Origin of the sequence: Mycoavidus cysteinexigens (genome assembly GCF_003966915.1) — a bacterium.
Lineage (GTDB): Bacteria > Pseudomonadota > Gammaproteobacteria > Burkholderiales > Burkholderiaceae > Mycoavidus > Mycoavidus cysteinexigens.
Map to the genome: position 1 here is coordinate 2,501,090 of NZ_AP018150.1, position 24,695 is coordinate 2,525,784.

General features: G+C 46.3%; 17 protein-coding genes and 2 pseudogenes. 6 read left to right on the forward strand and 13 right to left on the reverse strand.

Annotation, left to right across the window (positions count from 1 at the left end; translation table 11 throughout):
* Positions 1 to 18: 18 nt before the first annotated feature.
* The 4 genes and pseudogenes from pstS to MCB1EB_RS10560 form a co-directional block, all read right to left on the reverse strand.
* A complete protein-coding gene (gene pstS / locus MCB1EB_RS10550) occupies positions 19 to 1,050 on the reverse strand; it encodes a phosphate ABC transporter substrate-binding protein PstS (RefSeq protein WP_045364445.1) in 1,032 nt (343 codons plus the stop codon).
* A 709-nt stretch (positions 1,051 to 1,759) separates the two neighbouring features.
* A pseudogene (locus MCB1EB_RS10555) lies at positions 1,760 to 2,738 on the reverse strand (IS5 family transposase).
* 95 nt (positions 2,739 to 2,833) lie between these two features.
* Positions 2,834 to 2,986 (reverse strand): annotated as a pseudogene (gene glmM, locus MCB1EB_RS12460) (phosphoglucosamine mutase); the annotation flags it as partial.
* Positions 2,987 to 3,045: 59 nt separating this feature from the next.
* The gene (locus tag MCB1EB_RS10560) at positions 3,046 to 4,923 is read right to left on the reverse strand and encodes a ShET2/EspL2 family type III secretion system effector toxin (RefSeq protein ID WP_045364442.1); all 1,878 of its coding nucleotides are present in this window, start codon (positions 4,921 to 4,923) and stop codon (positions 3,046 to 3,048) included.
* Positions 4,924 to 5,136: 213 nt separating this feature from the next.
* Here MCB1EB_RS10560 and MCB1EB_RS10565 point away from each other — a divergent pair, with 213 nt between their 5' ends.
* Positions 5,137 to 6,027, forward strand: coding sequence for an F-box protein (locus tag MCB1EB_RS10565; protein WP_045364439.1), 891 nt, complete (start codon positions 5,137 to 5,139; stop codon positions 6,025 to 6,027).
* A 323-nt stretch (positions 6,028 to 6,350) separates the two neighbouring features.
* Here the strand turns inward: MCB1EB_RS10565 and glmM (MCB1EB_RS10570) are convergent, their stop codons facing one another.
* The 4 genes from glmM (MCB1EB_RS10570) to MCB1EB_RS10585 all read right to left on the reverse strand — a co-directional run bounded on the left by glmM (MCB1EB_RS10570) (position 6,351) and on the right by MCB1EB_RS10585 (position 11,333).
* Positions 6,351 to 7,703, reverse strand: coding sequence for a phosphoglucosamine mutase (gene glmM, locus MCB1EB_RS10570; protein ID WP_045364436.1), 1,353 nt, complete (start codon positions 7,701 to 7,703; stop codon positions 6,351 to 6,353).
* 13 nt (positions 7,704 to 7,716) lie between these two features.
* On the reverse strand, positions 7,717 to 8,571 hold the full coding sequence (gene folP / locus MCB1EB_RS10575) for a dihydropteroate synthase (RefSeq protein WP_045364433.1): 855 nt from the start codon (positions 8,569 to 8,571) through the stop codon (positions 7,717 to 7,719).
* An 80-nt stretch (positions 8,572 to 8,651) separates the two neighbouring features.
* On the reverse strand, positions 8,652 to 10,547 hold the full coding sequence (ftsH, locus tag MCB1EB_RS10580; RefSeq protein WP_431311515.1) for an ATP-dependent zinc metalloprotease FtsH: 1,896 nt from the start codon (positions 10,545 to 10,547) through the stop codon (positions 8,652 to 8,654).
* A 132-nt stretch (positions 10,548 to 10,679) separates the two neighbouring features.
* Positions 10,680 to 11,333 carry an RlmE family RNA methyltransferase gene (locus tag MCB1EB_RS10585; protein ID WP_045364430.1) on the reverse strand — a complete coding sequence of 218 codons (654 nt, stop codon included), beginning with the start codon at positions 11,331 to 11,333 and terminating at the stop codon, positions 10,680 to 10,682.
* A 113-nt stretch (positions 11,334 to 11,446) separates the two neighbouring features.
* On the opposite strand from MCB1EB_RS10585, the gene MCB1EB_RS10590 reads away from it, so the two are divergent.
* A complete protein-coding gene (locus MCB1EB_RS10590) occupies positions 11,447 to 11,929 on the forward strand; it encodes a YhbY family RNA-binding protein (protein WP_026921513.1) in 483 nt (160 codons plus the stop codon).
* Positions 11,930 to 11,972: 43 nt separating this feature from the next.
* On the opposite strand, the gene greA is transcribed toward MCB1EB_RS10590, so the two are convergent.
* The 5 genes from greA to MCB1EB_RS10615 all read right to left on the reverse strand — a co-directional run bounded on the left by greA (position 11,973) and on the right by MCB1EB_RS10615 (position 18,373).
* Positions 11,973 to 12,449, reverse strand: a complete 477-nt coding sequence (greA, locus tag MCB1EB_RS10595) for a transcription elongation factor GreA (RefSeq protein ID WP_026921514.1) — start codon at positions 12,447 to 12,449, stop codon at positions 11,973 to 11,975.
* Positions 12,450 to 12,485: 36 nt separating this feature from the next.
* Positions 12,486 to 15,761 (reverse strand): carbamoyl-phosphate synthase large subunit, encoded by a 3,276-nt coding sequence (gene carB / locus MCB1EB_RS10600; protein ID WP_045364427.1) that lies wholly within the window; start codon positions 15,759 to 15,761, stop codon positions 12,486 to 12,488.
* A 20-nt stretch (positions 15,762 to 15,781) separates the two neighbouring features.
* Entirely contained in the window at positions 15,782 to 16,933 is a 1,152-nt protein-coding gene (carA, locus tag MCB1EB_RS10605) for a glutamine-hydrolyzing carbamoyl-phosphate synthase small subunit (RefSeq protein WP_045364424.1), read from the reverse strand.
* Between the two features lie 208 nt (positions 16,934 to 17,141).
* Positions 17,142 to 17,603: a ribonuclease HI gene (gene rnhA / locus MCB1EB_RS10610; RefSeq protein ID WP_026921517.1), complete on the reverse strand. Its 462-nt coding sequence runs from the start codon at positions 17,601 to 17,603 to the stop codon at positions 17,142 to 17,144.
* Positions 17,603 to 18,373, reverse strand: a complete 771-nt coding sequence (locus tag MCB1EB_RS10615) for a class I SAM-dependent methyltransferase (protein ID WP_026921518.1) — start codon at positions 18,371 to 18,373, stop codon at positions 17,603 to 17,605. Before MCB1EB_RS10615 ends, rnhA begins: the two co-directional genes overlap by 1 nt.
* 554 nt (positions 18,374 to 18,927) lie before the next feature.
* On the opposite strand from MCB1EB_RS10615, the gene MCB1EB_RS12670 reads away from it, so the two are divergent.
* The 4 genes from MCB1EB_RS12670 (at position 18,928) to MCB1EB_RS10635 (ending at position 24,302) form a co-directional block, all read left to right on the forward strand.
* Complete coding sequence (locus MCB1EB_RS12670) at positions 18,928 to 19,056, forward strand: hypothetical protein (protein ID WP_369008477.1); 129 nt, start codon at positions 18,928 to 18,930, stop codon at positions 19,054 to 19,056.
* Positions 19,057 to 19,210: 154 nt separating this feature from the next.
* On the forward strand, positions 19,211 to 20,803 hold the full coding sequence (locus tag MCB1EB_RS10625) for a transglycosylase SLT domain-containing protein (RefSeq protein ID WP_045366240.1): 1,593 nt from the start codon (positions 19,211 to 19,213) through the stop codon (positions 20,801 to 20,803).
* A 74-nt stretch (positions 20,804 to 20,877) separates the two neighbouring features.
* Positions 20,878 to 21,588: a DNA polymerase III subunit epsilon gene (gene dnaQ, locus MCB1EB_RS10630; RefSeq protein ID WP_045364418.1), complete on the forward strand. Its 711-nt coding sequence runs from the start codon at positions 20,878 to 20,880 to the stop codon at positions 21,586 to 21,588.
* A gap of 311 nt (positions 21,589 to 21,899) precedes the next feature.
* Complete coding sequence (locus MCB1EB_RS10635; protein WP_126354027.1) at positions 21,900 to 24,302, forward strand: hypothetical protein; 2,403 nt, start codon at positions 21,900 to 21,902, stop codon at positions 24,300 to 24,302.
* Positions 24,303 to 24,695: the final 393 nt, after the last annotated feature.

Below are 24,695 nucleotides of genomic sequence, written 5' to 3' on the forward strand. Positions count from 1 at the left end.
AGCAGCGGCAATCTTATTTTAGCGAATCAACGGCTGGCCAGTCACATCTCTTAAATTACCCCGCCACTGTGCGCGAATATGATCGGTAACTTGCTTAGGTAACGTCACATAATCCAGCTCAGCCGCGGCCGGTTGGCCCGCGTCAAACGCCCAGTCGAAGAATTTCACAATTTCCTGGCCTTGCGCGGGTTTATCTTGCTTTGTATGCAGCATGACAAAAGTAGCGCCAACGATCGGCCAAGCGTTTTTACCTGACTGATTAGTCAGAATTTGATAAAAGGATTTGGACCAATCTGCGGCTGCGGCAGCCGCTTTAAAGGTTTCGGTTTTCGGCTCGACAATAGCGCCTGCGGTGTTTTTTAACCGTGCATATTGCATCTTTCCCGATTTCGCATAGGCCCATTCAACGTAACCAATTGCGCCTGGCAAACGTTGCACAAAAGCAGCTACGCCATCATTGCCTTTACCCCCCGTACCAACCGGCCAACTTACCGTAGCGCCCTCGCCTACATTTTTTTGCCAGTGCGGATTCACCTTAGAGAGATAATTCGTCCAAATAAAACTCGTGCCTGAGCCATCCGCGCGATGCACCACGGCAATATCAAGATCAGGCAATTTGAGCCCTGGATTCAATGCGACAAGCGCTGGATCGTTCCATTTTTTTATTTTTCCAAGGTAGATATCACCCAATACTGGGCCTGAGAGCACCAATTCATCCCGCTTTACATTAGGCACGTTCACCACCGGCACCACGCCCCCCACCACGGTTGGAAATTGGAATAAACCTGCGCGGTTAAGTTCATCCTCTTTCAAAGGCATATCGGAACCAGCAAAATCGACTGTTTTTGCATTGATTTGCTTAATTCCACCTGATGACCCAATGCCTTGATAATTGACCTTACCTCCCCCTGTTTTCTGATAGGCATCCGCCCATTTCATATAAATAGGGGCAGCAAACGTGCTACCCGCACCAGTAATATCGGCCGCCTGGCTAGCAGCGGCAAAGGCGATTGCAGCTAAGCCCACAAACAAGGTTTTAATCAGACTCATTGGAACTCCCACAGGTTTAAAAAGTTGGACAAACAACAAACCGAAAAAGTCGCAAAGCTTAGCATTTTAATAATCGCTCTCGATGATCTAAGCGAAAAACTAGAAAGCCAGGAATCGCTCATAGTTTAGCAAACGGAACATAACATAGCGGCTGAATTTGACCCGCTCTACTGCACGCATTAGCGTTACTGTAGACGAAATTCAACTGAAGTATTGTAACGAGGTTTTTTGCTACGCAATTTAAAACGAGCGCAAAGCTTGCGAAGCGTTTTAGCAGTCGATGAATTTCTGGGATGCAGTGTTTCGCCTGAGATCTTTTTAAAGTCCTCCTTCAGTCCAAGATTGGCTCTTCGGTATCGCGCCAGCTTGTCTAATCAAGTACTTGTTCATTATTGATTGGAAAATTTGTTGTTTACTCATCCCCCAACTATTTGCAAGATAAATTTGCGTAAATCTCTTCTTTTTCATCTAGAACCGGCATTGTATATAACAAAGAAGAAATTTAAATTTTCTTAAAAAGAAAAGCCATACAGACCATAAATGAGTTTAATTTACACAAATTTAATGAGTAAAATATTTATTTTAAGGAAATGCTGATTTAATGGAAGTTTTCCAAAGGCATGGTAATTACTGCATGAAAAATGCGGAGTGAAGGAAAGTGTGTGCAATTTTTGAGCTCAAACGAGCCATTTTTGTCTAACTTTCCCGCTCAACCCGTAGTTTGGACGGATTGAGCCTGTAATCTGCGCTTCGCAGTCTGGATATTCGCTAACGCAAACAAAGCAAATAACTGCACCGTATTCTTGACCAACCCTTAATAACGTACTTTTTTGTGGCGAAACAAGTTTTTGATAATATTAAATGGATGCTCGACTCGCGCATGAATCTGTGCCTTGATATGCTCGAGTTGCCGAGTCAGTTCATGCAGCGGCCCCTCTTTAAGCTGCTTCAATGAGCTAGGTCGGGCCATGATGTTCCATTTGGCATGGCATTTCTTCAACTCATCGCGTTCTGGCGCGCCCGTGTGTGCGGCGTCGGCAAACACCTCGGTTTCGGCGCCATACAATAAATGATGGGTCTCGCTCACGTCCGAAGTATTGGCAGGCGTAGTGGGTACGGTATGCACTAGACCAGAGTCTGCATCCACCCCAAGGTGGGCCTTCATGCCGAAGTGCCAATTATTCCCCTTCCTCGTTTGATGCATCTCAGATCCCGCTTGCTGTCGCTATTTTTGGTGGAGCTAGGCGCCGCAAAAAGGGTGGCATCGACGATTGTACCTTGGGGCATTAGTAACCCTTGTTCACTGAGATGCGCGTTCATTTCAGCGAGCAGGCTGTGCGGGTCAGATTATAAATTTCCAGTCGACGGCGAAATTTCAGAACGGTCGTTGCATCGGGCACGGATTCGCAGCCTAGGTCGATGCCCACGAAATCACATAGAGGCTGGCTGTCATACAGCACATCTTCAAATGCCTCATCCGCTAGCGCATACCATTGCTGGATGAAGTAAAGCCGTAATAACATGCGTTCCAGTCCCATCGGCGGACGACCTCGTAGACCCTCAGGATAGAACGGTTCGAGCGCTCCAAGCAGGCGGGTCCAGGGCACCAGCGTATTCATGCTTGTGAGGAATTTCTCTCGGCGAGTGATCTCCTTTTTACTCGCATACTCTGCACTCGAAAACGACATCTGTTTGATTGCATTCTATTCATTTAATGGGGAGGAATCATACCAAAATCGTAGCAGGCTCCTCTTCATTAGGGGAGGCGCTCATTACATTCCGTAGCGGCCCGTTCAAAAGCAACGCCTAACCGTTGTAAAGCGACTTCTAACGCTAAATTGGTCATCTGCGTCTTTGCCGCGCCAGCAATTTTGCCATCCGACGCAATCCGATCGACGACGAGCGCACACCGCAGCCCATCGCCGTTAAAATATCTGATACTGCACCAAACGGCCCATCAATATTTATAAAAAAACCTTGCCTCTATAATTATACCTACTCTGGATTATTTACAAACTTTAACATTTCTGTGTGTAAGTGGCTTTTCATTTCCTGTGGAAGATTTAATTTGTTTATAAGAGAGGTGAATCCAGGCAGCTCTCCAGTCAAGTAAATCTCTTCAAACCCGGAAATATCACCTTCATTTTTATCGAGTAAAATCTCCAATATTTCCTGATCATTTATATAACTACTATCACGCGCTTCATTTAAAATTTTAGCAAACAATTCTATTTTATCATCGTTATTTCCATTTACAATGAGAGGCAGCAACGCTAGTTCATTAGAACCAGTAGGAATCAATATATTTTTTATATGAGATGGCTCTATCATCCCTTTTTCATGACATTTTTTTAACACTTCCCAAAATTCTTCCACGCTTTGGATATTTCCTGCATCAAATCCCATATGAAGCGCTGGAACTTCAGATTCATTCCTTGAAGCCAACAATCTTCCAATATCGTCCTGTTCAATATTAGATTTCTTATATTGAACATGCAAAATATTAAAATAATTTTCTATCAGATTATGACTATTATTAGAGCGTAATGCATAATATAATCCTGATTCTCCTTTTCCGTTACTTGCTTCTAATAATTTTAATCTTGTTTCCATATTTGGAGATTTATCAACCGCCTCTTCTAATTGATTGAGTGACAAATTAGAGCTAAATAGGCAATGTGCCCACATGGGGTTATTTTTTTCGTTTTCAGAAAGAAATATTTTATGCTTTCGTGTTTTATCTTCGATTTGTGACATTGGATCCATAGGATTTTCAAAAGCACCTTTAGGAACAAGTTGAAGTAATGAACATTCCTCTTTACCATTTCCATAATAAGTACGAATGCTTTCTTCTTGCATCAAATCATTTATACCCATACCTCCCAATTTATCAAAATTATCCATTATAATTCTTTTATGGGTGAGAGTATCATTCGGGTCGTAAAATTCTATAATATATTGCTTAGGTTTAATATGCGTTGCATTTTTTGTTGAGAGACTAATTGCCATAACATGATTTCCGGATACCATTAGCATCTGTTTAGGGGAATCTGGAGTTATATCAGGGAATTGGTCTTTTAAAAATTCTTCCCATTGTGTGTGGCCAACCACATAATTCTCTGTAGCTTCATTTACAATCTTATTATAGCCAATTTCATGTTCCAACGTTATCTCGCTTTCTATTCCACCTTCACTTAAATGAAAATATCTATTATCTGATTTTCTTTCATATAGCTGCCCCCCAGATTCTTTCTCTTCAATATGCCCTTGCTCGAGTATAATTTCATTATATGCCAGGTGCCTACAAGCAATTTCAAAACTATTTTCTTTGGATTTATGCAGCAGATTCAAATTATTTTTTAAAATACCTTTTGTATTCTCATTTTCTTTGAAAGTGGCAGAAAGGTAAAAGTGTCTCATCGCTGTTCCTTTTACATCTTTTCCGCTATCGTCAAAGATGACTGGAAGTTTTTCATCTCGTTTGCTATCATAATAGACTCGGGTTTTCGGTTTAACGCTAACTTTTTTTATACTCTCGCCACTTAGTTTAAGTTCCCGCACGTTAAGGTTCCTCAGGTCAATATGCTCTATTTTTGCATCTTTAATCTTTAGGCGATTAAGAGATTCGATTGACTGTATTCCATCGGGTAATTTTTGTAATTTTGGAGGCAATGTGAGTGATTTGATTCCTTCTAGTGCCCCCCATAATTCCTTTGGTACAGACTGAACAGCCTCAGCATCGCAATTTTTCAAATTTAATTTGTGTTTCCCGACTAAAGAATTTTCTATCGCTGTTTTAATTTGCGTTTTTTTTTCGTCTTTTTCATCTTGACAATAATTACTTAGAGCAGCTTCAATCAATTTTAGGTTCATGGTAGAACATCCTTAAATTTAGAGATTTAAAATAATGAACTTTTCTTTCTTTATCTTGTCATATAGTAAATAACTTATTTTTTAACCATGAAGCTTTTATGCGAAGTTAGATATTAAATTACGAAGCAATATTTATAGTGCAAATGCTCAGCTCTCCCCGATAAAAAAATATATATTTAAGCAACCAAATTCAAATACACCCAAAGGATTAAAATGATTATAAATCGCGTTCCAAATGAAATTCTTTTTAAAATTATTCAACATTTACCAATTAAAGAACTTAGCTCTATTGAATTGGTCTCCAAAAAATTTAAAGCGATAGTTGACGATGATTTAATTTGGAAAAATTTAATAAAGCAAAATTATTTATCAAAGAATAAAGATCAGGCGAAAAATATTTTTATGAATAATTTTTCTGCCAGAAAATTTGAATACGTTCAATCTGATGAAAAAGGAGATATATTTTTCATCAGATTGAACAATCTACCTGAAAATCAATTAATAGAAGAAGCAATAAGCGATAGTAAAATTGCTGAATTCATATTAGATAATGAATATTTTTATAATAAAATTTTACTGAGTGAAAATTCAGGATGTATGTTAACAAAAATCGCCATTTCTAATCCCATCTCTGCAAAAACAATATTAAATAATCCAATATTTTATAGAAAAATTTTGGAAAACAATATTGCCAGCAAAAATCTTTTCGATATTTTAATCCATCAACCGGAAGCAGCTTTAATTATTTTTAAAACAAAGGAACTCCATCAAAAAATAACCAATCAAAATTATTTGATTTTAAAATTAAAAGAAATAGCACTCACTCAAAAAGAAGTGGCTATACTTATTTTTAGCAACGAAGAGCTATATAGTAAATTTTTTATTAACTCTTATTCCATTAACGACTTAAGGAAAATTGCTCTTACTTATTACGAAGACATATCTGTAGTTATTAATAATAAAGAAGAATTATGTAAGCTACTTGAGATAACCTACGACAAAGTTTTGCAAGAAATATGCAACCGCTATGGAAGAAGAAGTTTAGAGTTGGCGTATAAGCGAGAACTTCTAAAAGAATTAAGAGGCTCTAGAATAGGAAGATGATACTGGCCACCTATTGCACATAGCTGCGCTCCAATCCTTAAAAAACGCTGGTTTAATCGAGATATTGGCCGAGGTAATGTGTATTGCCGCTAACAAATGGTAAAGAAAACAAGCGCATCAGAATGAATGAGGCGCCCCAGGCTTTTGCAAGATTACTTTTGATTCTGGTGGTCGCCCATAGTTGTCGGCTGTGAACTGCGATTAGATTAGGGTCTGCAAAAAATAGATAGAAACAGAAATTAAACCGCCACGTTTGCGTTACCTCCAAGGCACCTGTTTTCTGTTAGTGAAAAATGATGAGTTCGATTGAATGGTAACCACGCTTAAGCGGCACGCACTTTTTCAGCAATGGCTTCTGCGTAATGCGACGCAGCCGTCGCTGCTGCCGCCTCAACCATCACACGTAACACGGGTTCGGTGCCAGAGGCCCTAATTAAGACCCGGCCTGTATCGCCCAGTGCGCGCTCGGCATCAGCAATGGTCGCCTTGACCTCATGATTCGTCTGCCAATTATTCTCTGGGTGTAATCGAATGTTAATTAATTTTTGTGGGAAAAGTTGGACTTCGCGCAAGATCGTAGCAAGCGAGCTACCACTTCGTTTTAAAGCGGCCAGCACCAGCAACCCAGAAACAATGCCATCGCCAGTCGTATGCCGATCAAGCGATAAAATGTGGCCGGAGCCTTCCGCACCTAGCTGCCAACCGCGTTCCCGTAAGCGCTCAAGCACATAACGGTCACCCACGGCAGCGCGCTCAAAAGCAACGCCTAACCTCTGCAATGCAATTTCTACCGCTAAATTGGTCATTTGCGTGCCTACCACGCCGGCCACTTTGCCATCCGTCGCAATACGGTCAACGACCAGCGCATAAAGCAACTCATCGCCGTTGTATAAGCGCCCAGCAGCGTCGACAACTTGCAGCCGATCGGCATCCCCATCCAACGCAATCCCCAAGTCTGCATGGTTTGCTCGTACCGCTTCTATCAATGCATTGGGCGCAGTTGCGCCGCAATCTTGATTAATATTGAAACCGTTAGGCTGAGTACCGAGCGCGACCACATCGGCTCCTAATTCATGAAATACATGGGGCGCAATATCATAAGCCGCGCCATGCGCGCAATCGACCACCAATTTCATCCCACGCAAATCAAATTGAGCCGGGAAAGTGCTCTTGCAAAACTCAATATAGCGTCCGGCCGCATCATCTAGCCGGCGCGCCTTGCCCAGTTTTTCCGAGGGGGCGCAGACTAGATCTCGCTCAAGGTCCGCTTCAATCGCGCGCTCGATTTCGTCTGGCAATTTATTGCCGTCGGCTGAAAAAAACTTAATCCCATTATCGTAATAAGGGTTATGCGAAGCACTAATCACCACGCCCGCCGCTAAGCGTAAAGCGCGGGTCAGATAGGCTACGCCTGGCGTGGGCATCGGGCCGGCTAACATAACATCGACCCCCGCCGCAGAGAGTCCTGCCTCTAACGCAGCTTCAAGCATATAGCCGGATACGCGTGTGTCTTTTCCGATTAAGACAGTTGGCCGACTACCTGCCGCTAGCCGCTGGTCGGCTCCGGCCAATACTTTACCTGCGACATAACCAAGGCGTAAGACAAAATCTGGGGTAATCGGCAGTTCACCCACTTTACCGCGAATACCATCGGTACCAAAATAATGGCGCTTCATGGTTAATTTCCCTTTATTGACCCGTGTCAGCGGTGCGTACCGCATGCCACACTTTTAAAGCATCGACGGTGAGCGCTACATCGTGCACGCGAATGATGCGCGCACCCCGTTCAGCGGCGCAAATTGCGGCAGCAATACTTGCCGCGGCCCGCTCGTTAGCCGGCCGGCCAGTGACAGCGCCTAGCATCGATTTACGCGATACACCAATGAGTAACGGTACGTCAGCCGGTGCTAGCTGCGCCAAGCGCGCCAGCAAAGTGTAATTATGCTCAAGCGTTTTGCCAAACCCAAACCCAGGGTCCACGCTCATGCGCGTGCGCTCGATCCCGGCGGCTTCCAGCGCGACAATACGCGCTTGCAAAAAAGCCGCGACCTCGCTCGCCACGTCTTGATATGAAGGAGCTTTTTGCATTGTCTGTGGATCGCCACTCATATGCATCACGCATAGACCACAACTACTCTGCTTGATTTGCTCAAGCGCGCCCGGCTGCCGAAAACCCCAAATATCGTTGATTAAATCTACGCCCTCAGCCAAAGCTGCGCGCATCACCTCAGGTTTATGGGTATCGATAGAAAGCGGTATGCCAATTTCACGCAACGCTTTGATCATGGGCAACACACGACCGAGCTCTTGGTTAAGGGGTACGGCCTGCGCGCCTGGGCGCGTCGATTCGCCCCCAATATCAATCAGATCCGCACCCTCGTCAACCATTTGGTGCGCACGCGCCAAGGCAGCCTCATGCGGAAGAAAACGCGCACCGTCATAAAATGAATCGGGGGTGATATTAAGAATCCCCATCACCAGCGGGCGAGTTAGCGCAAGACGAAAACGCCCGCATTGGAATTCACTCGGACCAGGGGGATGCATGCTTTGCCCAGTAGAATTTAAATAAAGCCAAAATACAATGAGCTGGCCCAGTCGCGCCAGCTCATTCTTATTGCAATCAATTAACGTGCTTCAGCAGGCTTCGCCGTATTTGAGGTTTTAACTTCAGCATAATCATTACCACCCCCAGCCGCCGAGCTTCCATCAGATGAATCGCTTTTAGGTGGGCGGGGAGGAGTGCCGGCCATAATGTCGTTAACTTGGTCGGCATCAATGGTTTCCCATTCAAGCAAAGCCTTCGCCATCACTTCAACTTTATCGCGGTTATTCTCGAGCAAATAGCGCGCGCGCTGATATTCTTGATCAAGAAGCCGGCGAATTTCTGCATCCACTTTTTGTTGTGTGGCTTCAGATACTGATTTTGAAGATACCCTGCCGAACATGGATTCTTGCTCGGTATCGACGTAAACCATAGTTCCTAGCACATCCGACATGCCATAGCGCGTAACCATATCACGCGCTATTTTAGTGGCGCGCTCAAAATCGTTTGAAGCTCCAGTAGACATTGAGTTGAGAAACACTTCCTCCGCGATCCGACCACCGAAAAGAATGGCGATTTCTTCCAGCATTTTGTCACGGTATAAATTAACTCGATCATGCTCAGGCAATTGCCAAGTGATACCAAGCGCCATGCCGCGCGGCATAATCGAAACTTTATGCACGGGATCCGCGTGCGGCAAAAGTTTAGCCACCACCGCATGTCCGGACTCATGGTAAGCCGTATTGCGGCGCTCCTCTTCACGCATGACTGCTGATTTGCGTTCTGGCCCCATGAAAATTTTGTCTTTCGCGTCCTCAAAATCTTTCATTTCAACGATACGCTTGTTGCGTCGCGCAGCGAATAATGCCGCTTCGTTGATCAGATTAGCCAGATCAGCGCCTGAGAATCCCGGCGTACCACGCGCAATAATCGACGCGTCGACATCATTTGAAATAGGTACTTTGCGTAAATGTACCTTGAGAATGTGCTCGCGACCACGAATATCAGGCAAGCCCACATAGACTTGGCGATCAAATCGGCCTGGACGCAACAATGCTCTATCCAATACATCTGCGCGATTGGTCGCCGCGATCACAATGATTCCCGAGTTGGCCTCAAACCCGTCCATTTCAACCAGCATTTGGTTAAGGGTTTGTTCCCGCTCATCATTGCCGCCCCCCATGCCAGCGCCACGGTGACGTCCGACGGCATCGATTTCATCAATAAAGACAATGCACGGTGACTGTTTTTTCGCTTGTTCAAACATATCACGCACGCGCGCTGCGCCCACCCCAACAAACATCTCCACAAAATCCGAACCAGAGATACTGAAGAAAGGAACTTTCGCCTCGCCAGCGATAGCGCGCGCCAGCAAAGTTTTACCTGTTCCAGGCGGCCCAACCAGTAGCACGCCACGCGGAATACGACCACCCAACTTTTGGAATTTCTGCGGATCGCGCAAAAAATCGACCAATTCTAGCACTTCTTCTTTAGCTTCATCGCAACCCGCAACATCATTAAAATTAACCACGTTGTTATTTTCGTCGATCAATCGCGCCCGCGATTTGCCAAACGAAAAAGCTCCGCCTTTGCCGCCTCCTTGCATTTGCCGCATCATATAAAACCAGAAGACGATGATCAAAAGCGTAGGGCCAAGATAGGTCAAAATAGAAAAGAACAAACTGGTTTCTTCGTCAAGTTTGCCACTCACTTGTACGTTGTATTTCAATAAATCGCTCACCATCCAAATATCGCCAGGCGTACCAATTTGATATTTATTCCCTTCGACTGGCGTAACGGATAAATTGCGGCCTTGTCGGCCGTCTACTAGAACACTCTTGATTTTGCCATTCTTTGCATCGTCCATAAATTGAGAATACGAAACGGTATTCTCCGGCGGTGGCGGCTTATCAAAGTGTTTGAATACGGTAAATAACACCAGTGCAATGATCAACCATACTAATGTCTTCGAAAGCATATTGTTATTCAAAGCCTTACTCCTTGATCCATCGTATGGAATTCACGATGCATTAATATTAATTCAGTTTGCATGCCACCTTCATAGCAAAAATTTGAGCCACTCATGGACAATGTTGCAATGATTTACAATTTAGTGCGCGATTTTTAAACATTTTCCTAAAATAAAAATCTCGGCAGACTTATCGCGCGAAGCCTTAGGCTTGCGCACTACGACTACTTTGAAGCGCTGCTTAAACTGCTCAATAATTTGGCTATAGCCACTGCCATGAAAGCATTTAACAAGCAATACCCCCTCTTTGTGCAAACTCTGCTGCGCAAATTCTAACGCTAACTCGCAGATATCTTGAATGCGCGCTGCATCCGCTACCGCGACCCCAGATAAATTGGGCGCCATATCGGAAAGAACCAGATCTACTTTACGCGCTCCCGTCACAGCGTTTAACTGCGCCAACACAGCTTCCTCACGAAAATCACCTTGAATAAAATGGACATCCGCAATAGGCTCCATAGGTAGTATATCAAGCGCAATGATCATGCCCGGGAGATTATTTATCTCTGAACGTGAATTTTGTGCCAGTTTTTGACGAACGTATTGGCTCCAACTGCCAGGGGCGGCCCCTAAATCAACAATCAGTTGGCCCGGGCGAATCAGTTTATCTTGCTCGTCGATTTCTTTCAATTTGAAAGCCGCGCGAGCCCGATACCCTTCCCGTTGAGCCAGTTTTACATAAGGATCATTGATATGGTCATGCAACCAAGAGTGGTTAAACCGATTTTTCGCCATCTAATAAAAATTATATCTATGTTTTTGCTAACAATTTAGCGGATAATACAGGTTTATATTTACGGTAGCTGAACTTTTACTTAACCTCAGCGCACCAAAGACCATTTTAAATCATGCCTGCTTTATCTCTTACGCCCGCTAAACGGGCGGCCTTACGCGCACAAGCCCATGCCCTCAAGCCAGTTGTTATGATTGGCGCCGATGGTTTAACCGAAGCCGTTGTGGCGGAAATTGAAAAAAACCTTAGTGCACATGAATTGATCAAAATTCGTGTGCTAGGCGATGATCGTGACACACGGATTGCAATCTATCAAGATATTTGCGAGCAACTCAACGCGGCTCCGATTCAACATATCGGCAAATTATTGCTTATTTGGCGCGCACTCGCCGCCCCGCAACCCAAAGTAGGCAAAGCGTCTAAAGGCGCCTCCCCACGCTTGGTCACCATTATCAAGCCAAACGCAAATCCAAGCCGGCGCCCACAAGCTAAAGACATCTTAGTGCGAGGGAATGAACGCGTGACCACAGGCGGCTTAATCAAAAAAGCAAAAAAACGGCAAACCAGCACAAAACGCCAACATCAGTCTGAAAAATAGCCCGTTCGCTAAAGTTACCGTCGCTCAACCCCTGCCAGGGAAATTAAATATAACGAATCGCGATGATTTCATATTCGCGTACCCCGCTTGGGGCATGCACCATAGCAATATCGCTTTCATATTTGCCAATCAGCGCTCGCGCAACAGGCGAGCTAATTGAAATCAGGCCATGGTCGATGTTCGCTTCATCATCACCAACGATCTGATAGGTCACTTTTTCGCCTGAGGCCAAATCCTCAAGGTCAACTGTCGCGCCAAATACTGCGCGACCATCCGCATCAACCAATGTCGGATCAATAATTTGCGCCGTAGAGAGTTTCGCTTCTAACTCTAAAATTCGGCCTTCGATAAAAGATTGCTTCTCTTTTGCCGCTTCATATTCGGCGTTTTCTGAAAGATCGCCCTGCGCGCGGGCCTCTGCGATTGCATGAATCACTGCTGGCCGCTCAACTGTTTTCAGTCGGTGCAGTTCATCTTTTAGTAGGCTCGCGCCACGTATAGTTAAGGGAGTGGAAGTCATAGCAAAAAGGTACTGTACTCTAAATAATTTGAAACACTAGTTTAGACTAGCGTGTAACCCTTGTATATCATATACCTCAAGATTTTTCAGATAACGCAGTCCCTCAACCGCAGCGCGCGCGCCTGACATCGTTGTGTAATACGTGACTTTATTCGCCAGAGCACTGGTCCGAATTGAACGAGAATCCGCAATTGCCGTGCGCGTTTCATCAACCGTTGTAAAAACTAACGCAATCTCGCCATTTTTCAGCATATCCACAATATGCGGACGACCATCTTTCACTTTATTGACTACTTTAACCGGCACCCCAGCCGCGCTAATCGCCATCGCGGTGCCTTTAGTCGCCACCAGCAGATAGCCCAATTCATGCAGTAAGCGCGCAAGCTCGACTGCAGTAGGTTTATCGCTGTCTTTTACGGTCATCAAAACTGTGCCGGAAACAGGCAAGCGCGAACCCGCCGCAAGCTGCGATTTAAACAATGCCTCACCAAAAGTGCGGCCAACGCCCATTACTTCGCCGGTTGAGCGCATTTCAGGGCCAAGCACTGGATCAACGCTGGGAAATTTAGCAAACGGGAATACCGCTTCTTTAACACTGAACCAAGGCGGCTCCACTTCGTTGCCGATACGCTGCGCATCAAGACTTTGCCCAACCATGCAACGCGCTGCAATTTTGGCAAGCTGCATGCCGGTGGCCTTGGAAATATAAGGAACGGTGCGTGAAGCACGAGGATTGACCTCAAGCACAAAAACAATATCTTCAACCTCTGCTGCTTGGTCAGCGCTCTTAACTTGGCGCTGAATTGCAAACTGAACATTCATCAGGCCAACTACTTTTAAAGCCCGCGCCATTGCTGTGGTTTGCCGCTTAAGTTCAGCAATCGTAGCCGCCGATAGCGAATAAGGTGGTAGCGAACATGCCGAGTCGCCGGAATGCACACCAGCTTGCTCAATATGCTCCATCACCCCGCCAATAAAAACCCGTTGCCCATCTGCAATGCAATCCACATCGCATTCGATGGCGTCATTCAGAAAACGGTCAAGCAAAACCGGCGAGTGATTGGAAACTTTAACTGCCTCCCGCATATACCGCTCAAGCTCGCAGGGTTCATGTACGATTTCCATCGCGCGCCCTCCTAATACATAAGAAGGCCGCACCACCAACGGATAACCAATTTCCGCCGCCAGCGCCAGCGCTTTTTCTTCGGTGCGGGCGGTGCGATTAGGCGGCTGGCGCAAGCCGAGCTCCGCTAACAACTGCTGAAAGCGCTCGCGGTCCTCTGCCATATCGATCATGTCCGGCACTGTGCCGACGATAGGTACGCCATTCGCCTCAAGATCAAGCGCCAATTTGAGCGGAGTCTGTCCCCCGTATTGCACAATCACTCCCAAGGGCTGCTCTTTAGCGACAATTTCTAACACATCTTCTAACGTAACGGGCTCAAAATAGAGCCGATCAGAAGTATCATAATCGGTGGATACTGTTTCTGGATTGCAATTGACCATGATCGTCTCATAGCCATCTTCACGTAGCGCCAGCGCCGCATGCACGCAGCAATAATCAAACTCAATCCCTTGTCCAATCCGATTCGGACCACCGCCTAATACAATAATTTTTTTGCGCTGAGTCGGCTCAGCTTCACATTCTTCTTCATAGGTTGAATACAAATAGGCGGTGTTGGTGGCGAATTCAGCCGCGCACGTGTCCACACGTTTATAGACTGGGCGCACATCAAGTGCCCAACGGCGCGCACGCACAGCGGCAGCGTCTATCCCCAGCAGCTTAGCCAAGCGTCGATCGGAAAAACCGCTACGCTTTAATTCACGCCACTCATCGACTGACAAGCTCTCTAATGAGCGCGTCTTTAATGCCTGCTCTTTCAGCACAATTTGCTCAATTTGCGCTAAAAACCAAGGATCGATATGCGTTTCTTGATGAATTTCTAGCAGACTTAAACCGCTGCGAAACGCATCCGCCACATACCAAATACGCTCCGCGCCAGGCTTGCTAATCTCTTTGCCAATCTCATCAAGATCAGTGGCTTTTTCATCCAACCCGTCCGCCCCTACTTCAAGCCCGCGCAACGCTTTCTGAAAAGATTCCTGGAACGTGCGTCCAATCGCCATAACCTCGCCGACTGATTTCATTTGCGTCGTCAAGTGCGGATCCGCCTCAGGGAATTTCTCGAAGGCAAACCGTGGAATCTTGGTGACGACATAGTCAATCGTGGGCTCGAATGAAGCAGGCGTACCGTGGCCAGCGCCGTCACTGGTGATCTCGTTTTTTAATTCATCGAGGGTATAGCCTACCGCAAGCTTGGCGGCAATCTTCGCAATAGGAAAACCCGTCGCCTTTGAGGCTAACGCGGATGAACGCGATACGCGTGGGTTCATTTCTATGACGACCATGCGGCCGTTGGCCGGATTAATCGCAAACTGCACATTCGAGCCCCCCGTATCCACGCCAATTTCGCGCAATACCGCTAGCGAAGCATTGCGCAAAATTTGATACTCTTTATCCGTGAGGGTTTGCGCCGGCGCTACTGTAATGGAATCGCCAGTATGGATCCCCATTGGATCGAGATTTTCAATTGAGCACACAATGATGCAGTTATCCTTTCGGTCCCGCACCACCTCCATCTCAAACTCTTTCCAACCTAACAGAGATTCCTCAATCAATAACTCATGGCTAGGCGAGAGATCGAGGCCACGCTTACAAATTTCTTCAAATTCTTCACGGTTATAAGCAATGCCGCCACCTGAGCCGCCCATTGTAAAAGACGGCCGGATGATCACCGGATAACCGGCTCCGCCAGTTTGCAGCGCGATCTCAGCCTGTACTTTTAGCGCTTCTTCAAGCGAATGCGCGATGCCTGACTTTGCTGAAGCCAGGCCAATTTTAGTCATGGCTTGTTTAAATTTCTGCCGGTCTTCCGCTTTATCGATGGCCTCCGGTGAAGCACCGATCAACTCTACCTCGTATTGGGCAAGCACTCCGTGCCGATGCAAATCAAGCGCGCAATTTAGCGCCGTCTGCCCTCCCATGGTGGGCAAGATAGCGTCAGGACGTTCTTTGGCGATAATCCGCTCAAGCACTTCCCAGGTAATTGGCTCGATATAGGTTACATCCGCCATTTCTGGATCCGTCATAATCGTGGCTGGATTACTGTTCACTAAAATGACCGTATAACCCTCGTCCCGCAACGCCTTGCACGCCTGCGCGCCGGAGTAGTCGAATTCACACGCTTGGCCGATGATAATCGGGCCCGCTCCAATAATCAGAATCTTATTAATATCTGTGCGCTTAGGCATAAAGTTCTCTAAATAGCTTTTTATATGACGATCTGGCTGCTAACACGCTCATCCGCCATCAGGGTTATGAAGCGATCGAATAAGTAGGCCAGATCATGCGGTCCCGGCGATGCCTCTGGGTGACCCTGGAAACAAAATGCGGGCGCGTCGGTTAAGGCAAAACCTTGCAACGTGCCGTCAAATAGCGAAACATGCGTAATCCGCGCATGCGCAGGCAAAGTCTTCGCATCCACAGCAAAGCCATGATTTTGCGAAGTGATCACCACACGACCATCGTCCAGATCTTTCACCGGATGATTGGCGCCATGATGCCCCGTTTTCATCTTCACTGTTTGCGCTCCAAGCGCAAGCGCCATAATCTGATGCCCTAAGCAAATCCCAAAAGTCGGCAATTTATGCTTGAGCAATTCGCGCACCGTGCGAATTGCATAATCGCACGGCTGTGGATCACCCGGACCATTCGACAAAAAGATCCCGTCTGGTTTTAGCGCCAGCGCATCGCTTGCGCTCGCTTGCGCCGGCAGCACCGTAACCCGACAGCCACGCTGCGCTAACATACGCAAAATATTAAATTTAACCCCATAGTCAAAAGCCACAACGTGGTAACGCGGCTGCGTCAATACGCCATAACCCGCGCCAAGTCGCCATTCGGTTTGCGTCCACTCATAGGGTTTCGGGGTCGATACAACTTGGGCCAAATCTTTTCCGTCCAGTCCCGTAAATGCTCTGGCTAGCGCAAGCGCTTGCTCAGCATCCGTACCGGTCAGAATGCAACCACTTTGCGCACCGCGTTCGCGCAAAATTCGGGTCAAACGCCGCGTATCAATGCCCGCAATCGCGACCACGCCTTGCTCGCGCAGATAATCAGAAAGTGACTGCTGTTGACGGAAATTAGAAGACAATACAGGAAGATCGCGAATAATCAAGCCAGCGGCCTGCACGTTCGCCGCATCGACATCTTCTTGATTGATCCCAGTATTGCCAATATGAGGATAGGTAAATGTCAACAGTTGATGCGCGTAACTCGGGTCCGTCAGAATTTCCTGATAGCCCGTCATGGCAGTGTTAAACACCACCTCGCCCACAGTATGGCCAACAGCGCCAATCGAAACGCCACGAAAAATCGTGCCGTCAGCAAGCGCAAGCAAAGCGGGTTGGAAAGACGGCAACACGGCTAACTCCTAAAGACAGCACGCTTACCTACTGTGTCAACCTGCCTCCGGTAACTATAATTCGTCTATGCGCTCGCTACGCGGGATCGGCATGGAAGGTAAAGGTAAGCGCTAAGGTGAATTTAATTAAGACAAACCTTTTAATTATAACTTGAAAGTACTTTATTTTTTATCAATTCTTTCGTGAAAAAACTTTAACGCTACCTACTTAGTCATTATTTTCTTGCTTTCTCTGCGCCGCAACCAGCCCCTGATTCGCCAACGCATCCGCGCGCTCATTCTCTGGGTGACCCGCATGGCCCTTGACCCAGCGCCATTGAATTTCATGTTGATGCGCCAGTTTATCTAAGCGCTGCCATAAGTCGATATTTTTCACTGGCGTTTTGGCTGAGGTCATCCAGTTTTTTTGCTTCCAACCAGGCATCCACTGACTAATGCCTAATTGCACATACTTTGAATCTGTGTAAACCGCAATTTTGGCACGGCGTTTGAGCGCTTCAAGCGCCGCAATAACCGCCATCAACTCCATTCGATTATTCGTAGTGGCCGCCTCGCCCCCTGACAATTCCTTTTCTTGCGTGCGATAGCGTAACAACGCCCCCCAGCCACCCGGACCCGGGTTGCCCTTGCATGCTCCATCCGTATAAATCTCGATAATTTCAGAATTCATCATTTGCGCCGTTGTGTTTGCGAAGTAGCGACCGGTGGCAAAGTGGGCGCCAGCGCAGGAGAAGTCCTCTGCGCAGCTCCGATTAAACGCATGCCGCGCACGCGCTTAATCGCCGTGATCATATACACCGCACCTAAAACCGGCCACCAGCGATCCCCAGCTTGCTCTATGCACGCAAACCGCGTCAGCCATTGTTCGCTGCCAAATGGCGGTTGATAGCAGCCAAACCGTCCGCGATTTAATTCAAACCCAAGCAATTTAAGCCAATCTTTAAGCCGCGGAAACGCAATCAGTTTACGCGCAGCGGGAACAAAAGATTGCTTCGTTAAACGCCCAAGCGCTTGCCGCGCCCCCCATAAACTCATTGTATTAAAGCCCAGGATCACTAATTGCCCTTCAGGCAACAATACCCGCTCGGCTTCTCGCAACAGCCGATGCGGGTCGCACGTCAACTCAAGTGTATGCGGCAGAATCAACAAGTCGATGCTTTGCGAAGCAAAAGGCAACTCCGGCAGCTCACACCAAATGCAGCTATATTCAGCAAACTCGGCGGCCCGAGTTAAATCCAACTCTGCATTCAACACCACGGCGCGAGACGGCATCCGGTTTTCGCGCAATGCGTCAAGTTGAGGTAAGCCAAGCTGCAGCGCATAATAGCCGAAGATATCGCTTACCAGACGATCAAGTTGCGCCTGCTCCCAGGCCAACACATAGCGCCCAGGAGCCGAGGCAGCCCAAGCGGACCACTCTATTACGGATTGATTAGGCATGGCATTCCAATGAAATTTTCTGCTCGCGAATGACTTGAATCCGTAGCAGTCCCGGCTCTTCAAGGCAACGCTATTGGGTGTGTCTTAGATGACCAAGCTGCATGCGTGGTCAAGCCAAGCGATGCAACACCAGTTAGCGCATAATGATACAAAAATGGTTGGCATCTAAGCGCTATTTTACTCACACAGCATGATTTAGATCATGTCGCCGACTATCCGCCGCTCACGCCAGTGCAATATCCCTAGGTACAGCCCGATGCAGCGAACAATCGCCACTGTCACTCAAACATAATGATACGGCATCTCTCTTAGCACCGCGGTTGACATGCGCTGTGCGAGAGATCACGCCCGTCCCCTGCTTATGTTATCAACAGTGCAGAGCGTGCGCCGCTCCATATACTATGTGACGCTAGGCTTTTTGCCAGCGACTACGAGCGGCTATTTGAAAGCCCAGCGCAGCAAATGCTCGCTTTACTCGATGCATTAGCCACTTGCCCCAGCACTATGCGCGTCCACCGTAAACACGAATAATAATAGTTAATACACGTTTTGCGCTGGCCTGCGCACCTGCTAATCCGGCCTTAAAATCTGGCCGCTCACAGGGCGAACCAACCGTGCCGACCACGCTTGCCCATAAAAAACCGGTTAACCCTTTCTTACAATTTAGCCCGATAGAGCTCTAACAACCACCTAGGATGCCCCAAGGCGACCCGCTCGCGCACTTTATCGCGCTGCGTGAATAGAAAGATCATTTTAGTTAAAATTCAGTTGAAAAACGAGAGTAGCTTCCCTGCTATGCTAGGGTTTTTTACGGCTTTACCTGGAATTTCTGCCCTAATGCGATTTATCTTTAGTGTGCTATGCGCCGTATCGGTCGTACTATTAGCCTCTTGCGCCAGTAGGCCGCCAGCTAATCTTGACGGTACGTTGTCTGCCGCAGATGCGCGCCCTTCTTTTTTCTCTTCTTTCACAGCCCGTTTTAAAGCTGCCGATGTCGATCAAACCATTGATCTCGATCATGATTCGGTGAATGCCCATAGTGGCAATGAGGCCGATTTATGGAGCCGTATCCGGCGCGGCTTTCAAATGCCAGAGCTGAGAACTGACTTAGCTCAAGCTCAACTCTCTTGGTACCTCGCTCGGCCTGAATATGTGCAACGTATGACCGAGCGCTCCAAACTCTATCTTTATCACATTGTAGAAGCGCTCGAAGCACGCAATATGCCAACCGAGCTCGCGCTGCTGCCTTTCATTGAGTCTGCCTATAACCCCCAAGCCTTATCCGTTGCGCAAGCTGCCGGAATGTGGCAATTTATCCCAGGCACAGGGCGCAGTTACAATCTGAAGCAAAATATGTTTCTAGACGAGCGCCGAGATGTATTGGCGTCAACCAATGCCGCCCTTGACTATTTGACCAAACTACACGAAATGTTCGGCGATTGGCGTCTGGCTCTGGCCGCCTATAACTGGGGGGAAGGCAATGTCTTGCGCGCCATTGCGCGCAATCGGAAAGCGGGCCGGCCAACGGATTATCTCAGCCTGAAAATACCCAAAGAAACTCGCCACTATGTGCCTAAATTGCAAGCGGTAAAAGATATTATCGCGCAACCCGAAAAATATGGCTTAACGCTCCCATCTATCCCAGATCACCCATACTTCGTGACTGTCACAACCACGCGCGATATTGATGTCGCCATAGCAGCACAGCTTGCCGGTCTATCGGTGGACGCCTTTCGCGCGCTCAACCCATCATTCTCAAAACCCGTTATTTTAGGTGCAACGCAACCACAAATTCTGCTGCCGTTTGAAAACGCCCAAATGTTCGAACAAGGTCTTAAGACCTACCAGGGCCTACTCTCAAGCTGGACTACCTATACCGTCACCAAACGAGAGCGCACAGCCGTACTCGCGACCAAAATCGGCGTTGATCCCGCCACTTTAGTTGCGGTCAATAAAATTCCAGCCGGAATGCGCCTCAAGCCAGGCTCTACGGTCCTGATCCCGAAAGCTGAAGACGATGAAGATATCAGCGCCCACATTGCTCAAAATGCCGTCTTTGCACTTGAGCCTGACGTACCTGACACACGCAAAATGTTAATTCGCGTGCGCCGCCATGAAACCATAGCCGCCTTCGCCAAGCGTTATCGAGTTTCGGTTGCGCAAGTTCAAGCTTGGAATCATACAAAGCGGACCAAGCTCGCGCCTGGGCAAATGGTGATGCTGCACGTGCCAATAAGCAAGAAATCGACAATCGTTAAAGCTAAGTTACGCGCGCGGCCATTGCCAGCAGCCAACAAGCTGACAGCGCGCACTGTGAAGCTTAAAGCGCAAACACCCGCCATCAAACACAAAGCCAAAATCAAGCCAATTAAAGCGCCCAAAACCAAAGCCAACAGTTCACTACCGGCGCGCAAAATCGCCTCAAATTAGGTCGTTCGTTTTGTTCATTAGCAAAAAAGAACCAAACCGGGACAAACCTATTCTTAGTCTTAGCGGAAAAATCTATGCGCCAACTTGTAGTCGATACTGAAACCACCGGCCTTAGCGCCCGTGGCGGCGACCGGATTATTGAAATTGGCTGTGTTGAGCTCATCAACCGCCAGCTCACCGGCAAGCATCTACACTTTTATATCAACCCAGAGCGTGACAGCGACCCAGGTGCGCTGGCCGTACATGGGCTAACCACCGAATTCTTAAGCGACAAACCCAAATTCGCCCAAATCGCCAACGAACTATGCGATTTTGTTAAAGATGCACAAATTATTATTCATAATGCGCCGTTTGACATCGGCTTTCTGGATGCCGAATTAGCCTTACTCGGCCTAGCGTCATTCAATCAACAGTGCGGCACCGAAGTCATCGATACACTGGTTCACGCAAGGCAGATTTTTCCCGGCAAACGCAACTCGCTCGATGCGCTATGCGAGCGTTTCAGCATTAATAACGCGCACCGGACCTTACATGGCGCGCTTCTCGATGCTGAGCTACTCGCTCTAGTTTATCTAGCCATGACACGTGGCCAGGAAGACTTATTGCTTGATGCGCATAACGAGTCCTGCGCCGATACCCATCAGCATTCTTCGATCGCACTTGATCAACTCAGATTGCCCGTACTCAGTGCGACTCCTGATGAAATCTCGGCCCATACGGTCCTCTTGGATGAGTTAGAAAAAACCTCAAAAATCCAAAGCGTGTGGCGTACAGCAGCACTTTGAGTCAAACAGATCATCACGCTTAGGGGGCGGCGCTATATTCATGTCGTAGAACGTCGCTGCTTAGCTTATATAACACCGCGCAAACTCCGCCCCTTTCCTGAATAAAGAGCTGGCTGGCATATAGATAGCCCCTATGCAGGTGTTGTTTACGAGCGCATATATAAAAAGTTATTTACGAGTAAAACCTTCGCTTCGCTAGATTTCATTGCGGCATACCCCTACCCGCGAGCGGCGCATCCTATATTTTGAATAGACCAGTATCCGCCGCACAATAGCGGACCCGTAATGTTTTCCATTTCAATCAATCCACCATGGACAAGTTTTCGGGATGGACACGCCCGCCGTCTACTCGGAACCAAGAAGCAAACGGTTCATCCCAAAGTAATGCATCGTCCCTGCAAGAGCTTTCTTCAACCCAATTACCTACTAGCCAAAAAGAAAAAGGCAACGCTAAATTAAGCGCACTCAAAAAACGTATTGGAAGCAAAATTCAACAAATTTCGACCCATATTACTGCACCATCAAAGTCAAGGCCGTCAGCCGCCTTACCCAAAGCGGATCTAGCTTTTGCCAGACTCCAAAGTCCTCTTTTAAATCAGCAGCTTTCCCGTTTGGATCAAACTGTAAGCGGTACCTTTTACCCCCCCATCAGCACATCTTTATCTGAACAAGCTTTAGCTATTTCTGAAAAACCCTATGAGTATTTATTTCAACTCGCTTATTTCGTAGGATGTGAAAATAATCGGCAGCCTATTTCTTTTAAAAGTCGCGAAGAATACATTGACAGCTACCTACGCCTTCAAGCAAACGGCTTTCAAAATGAATTTCAAATACGTCACGGCATCCTCTCTCGAGAGAATGATCCAGGAAAAAAAGCTGCGGCACAATTCTTCTTGCCCGAGATTAAAAAGCTATACAACGAACTACACACCCCCAATTCTCTGCAAATAAGCGAATTATCGACTAATGAACTAGCAAAAAAAATGGGCGAATTAAAAATATCCGGCGGCATTACATACGCGGAGTATTATTGCCAAGAATATGACAATTTTAGAATTTCACCTGAATTTGCCGCTGCAAACCCAAAAATCATTGATTATGTAGAAGATTATTTTCATGCAACACGCATATTCTTAGCGCCAGAAACACTAAAAATTTACACGCACGGCGCAAATAATGCTTTTAAATGGTTGACGACCAAGACCGCGGAGGCAATAGCTAAGGAGCATACAAATAAATTCAAGGGTATAGGCATCGACGACGTCAGTGAATTCTGTAAAGTAATCAACGTGGCGCTCAAAACTAGAGATGTGCAGAAAATCTTAGGTTGGGACGATAGTTGGCGTGAATACGGTTTTAATTATAAAGGCATGACTTTAAAGCTATACGTGCAATGTGATATTAAATCAGGCGAAATTCTGAATGTTGATATACCAGAACAATCTTCAAACAATACCCTTCATCCCGAATTATCAAGCGCCATAACCGGTAAAAACTACTCCACCCTTCAACGCGTAGCAGAAAATATGGGCATGCAGCCCCATGCACTCTTAACTGAGATAATTCAACCCCAGAATTACCTCCGCAAAAGCCTTGTGCAAAAAGACGCCTATATTTATAGAAAAATATTCAATAGCGATAAAGCAGAAAATATTTCCATCACGTTTTCCGCTCAAATCAAAAACCAACAGATCATCGCTTTTGAAAGCGGAAATATGCTAGATCATTTATTAACCCATTTTCCCGAAATGGAGAAAATTTATGCTAGATTGGAAGACGAAGGTTGGAATATAAATTTGCATCCCGGCACAGTTAATTTTTGCAATAAACATAAAAAGGAAATCGGCATCGCAGATGGGTATTGGAGGCGAAATTTACTTAACTCTCCACAGACAATTTTAAATACCATGGCTCATGAAATGGCCCACGCGGAATATAAAATGAAACCAACATTTTCTCTAGATGAATATTTAATTCAAAATTCTCTAGATGAAGGAAATTCATTATTTTCAGAATATATGCTGCATGCGCAATCCAAAGACCAAGGTACCAAATATAGGATTATGAATGCACTGGAAAATCATAATGGTCCATACTTTAAAGAGCAACATCAAGTTTACGAAGAATGGAAAAAAGATAAAATAAAAAAACCAGACCAAGCTGATCAAATCGCTATAAAAGCTTTCGGAAAATTATTCTCTAAATATCAACATAGTGGTTCCCCTACTGGCGTAACCTATGAAAAAATTTGGAAAAATTGGTACGAAACCACAATGCCAGATGGTTCCCAAAACCCTCACAACCTTATCGCCGAGTTACTAGAAAAAACGCCTCCCCCCAAAATTTTTAATACAAGCTCAGGCGAATGGCAGCCTATTTCCACTCAAAATGTATCTATTATCGCTCGCTTGCCCAAACAAACAACGGAAGATAAAGGGAAAATTATATTTTTTGACAAGAATGCATTTCTTCCCACCCCAAATTCAGATGGAGAGGATCCGTCACGCTCTTCATTCAACCTAATCAAAACGGGCCTTTATCATGGCAATATCACTTTCGAGTCTGACGGTGACTCTAAAAACACAATAGCCAACTTACAATTCAATCAACATAATATTGATTACCATATTCAATTAACTTTTGATGAGACCGGCCATGTTTCAAATTTAGAAATCAATGAGTCCGAAAGCATCACCTTTTTTCTTAACACTTAATCCAACCCAAGCAAACACAGCTCCCAACAATATTTATTTTCTCCTCAAACACACTTGGCATGCCAAACCTTTTAAATTAAATCAATTTTTAACCGGATCACATTGCATTATAACGAAAAATAATCTTTTAACCACCCATTATCTATAGATAAGTAATCTATTTAGATCTTGGCCTTAACTCCGCTTCAAATGGTGATTGATACAACCCCTAGTTGCACCCAATAATAATTTTAAATACACTGAAATACTTGATTTGTATTTTGCTTTGTTGCCAATCGAGAGTGCCAAACGGGGCTTATGCCAACGTCTAAAGATTTATTGCGCCCCCCTCACCGCCGTTACCCCCGCGGCTACGCAAGGATTGCAAAAGACCAAGGGGGCCTAGCTGAATTT

Coding starts and splice junctions, on each gene's coding strand:
- pstS (WP_045364445.1), bottom strand. CDS start 1,050: ATGAGTCTGATTAAAACCTTGTTTGTGGGCTTAGCTGCAATCGCCTTT.
- MCB1EB_RS10635 (WP_126354027.1), top strand. CDS start 21,900: ATGGACAAGTTTTCGGGATGGACACGCCCGCCGTCTACTCGGAACCAA.
- MCB1EB_RS10625 (WP_045366240.1), top strand. CDS start 19,211: ATGCGATTTATCTTTAGTGTGCTATGCGCCGTATCGGTCGTACTATTA.
- carB (WP_045364427.1), bottom strand. CDS start 15,761: ATGCCTAAGCGCACAGATATTAATAAGATTCTGATTATTGGAGCGGGC.
- rnhA (WP_026921517.1), bottom strand. CDS start 17,603: ATGAATTCTGAAATTATCGAGATTTATACGGATGGAGCATGCAAGGGC.
- folP (WP_045364433.1), bottom strand. CDS start 8,571: ATGCATCCCCCTGGTCCGAGTGAATTCCAATGCGGGCGTTTTCGTCTT.
- ftsH (WP_431311515.1), bottom strand. CDS start 10,547: ATGCTTTCGAAGACATTAGTATGGTTGATCATTGCACTGGTGTTATTT.
- MCB1EB_RS10615 (WP_026921518.1), bottom strand. CDS start 18,373: ATGCCTAATCAATCCGTAATAGAGTGGTCCGCTTGGGCTGCCTCGGCT.
- MCB1EB_RS10585 (WP_045364430.1), bottom strand. CDS start 11,333: ATGGCGAAAAATCGGTTTAACCACTCTTGGTTGCATGACCATATCAAT.
- MCB1EB_RS10590 (WP_026921513.1), top strand. CDS start 11,447: ATGCCTGCTTTATCTCTTACGCCCGCTAAACGGGCGGCCTTACGCGCA.
- MCB1EB_RS10560 (WP_045364442.1), bottom strand. CDS start 4,923: ATGAACCTAAAATTGATTGAAGCTGCTCTAAGTAATTATTGTCAAGAT.
- greA (WP_026921514.1), bottom strand. CDS start 12,449: ATGACTTCCACTCCCTTAACTATACGTGGCGCGAGCCTACTAAAAGAT.
- dnaQ (WP_045364418.1), top strand. CDS start 20,878: ATGCGCCAACTTGTAGTCGATACTGAAACCACCGGCCTTAGCGCCCGT.
- MCB1EB_RS10565 (WP_045364439.1), top strand. CDS start 5,137: ATGATTATAAATCGCGTTCCAAATGAAATTCTTTTTAAAATTATTCAA.
- glmM (WP_045364436.1), bottom strand. CDS start 7,703: ATGAAGCGCCATTATTTTGGTACCGATGGTATTCGCGGTAAAGTGGGT.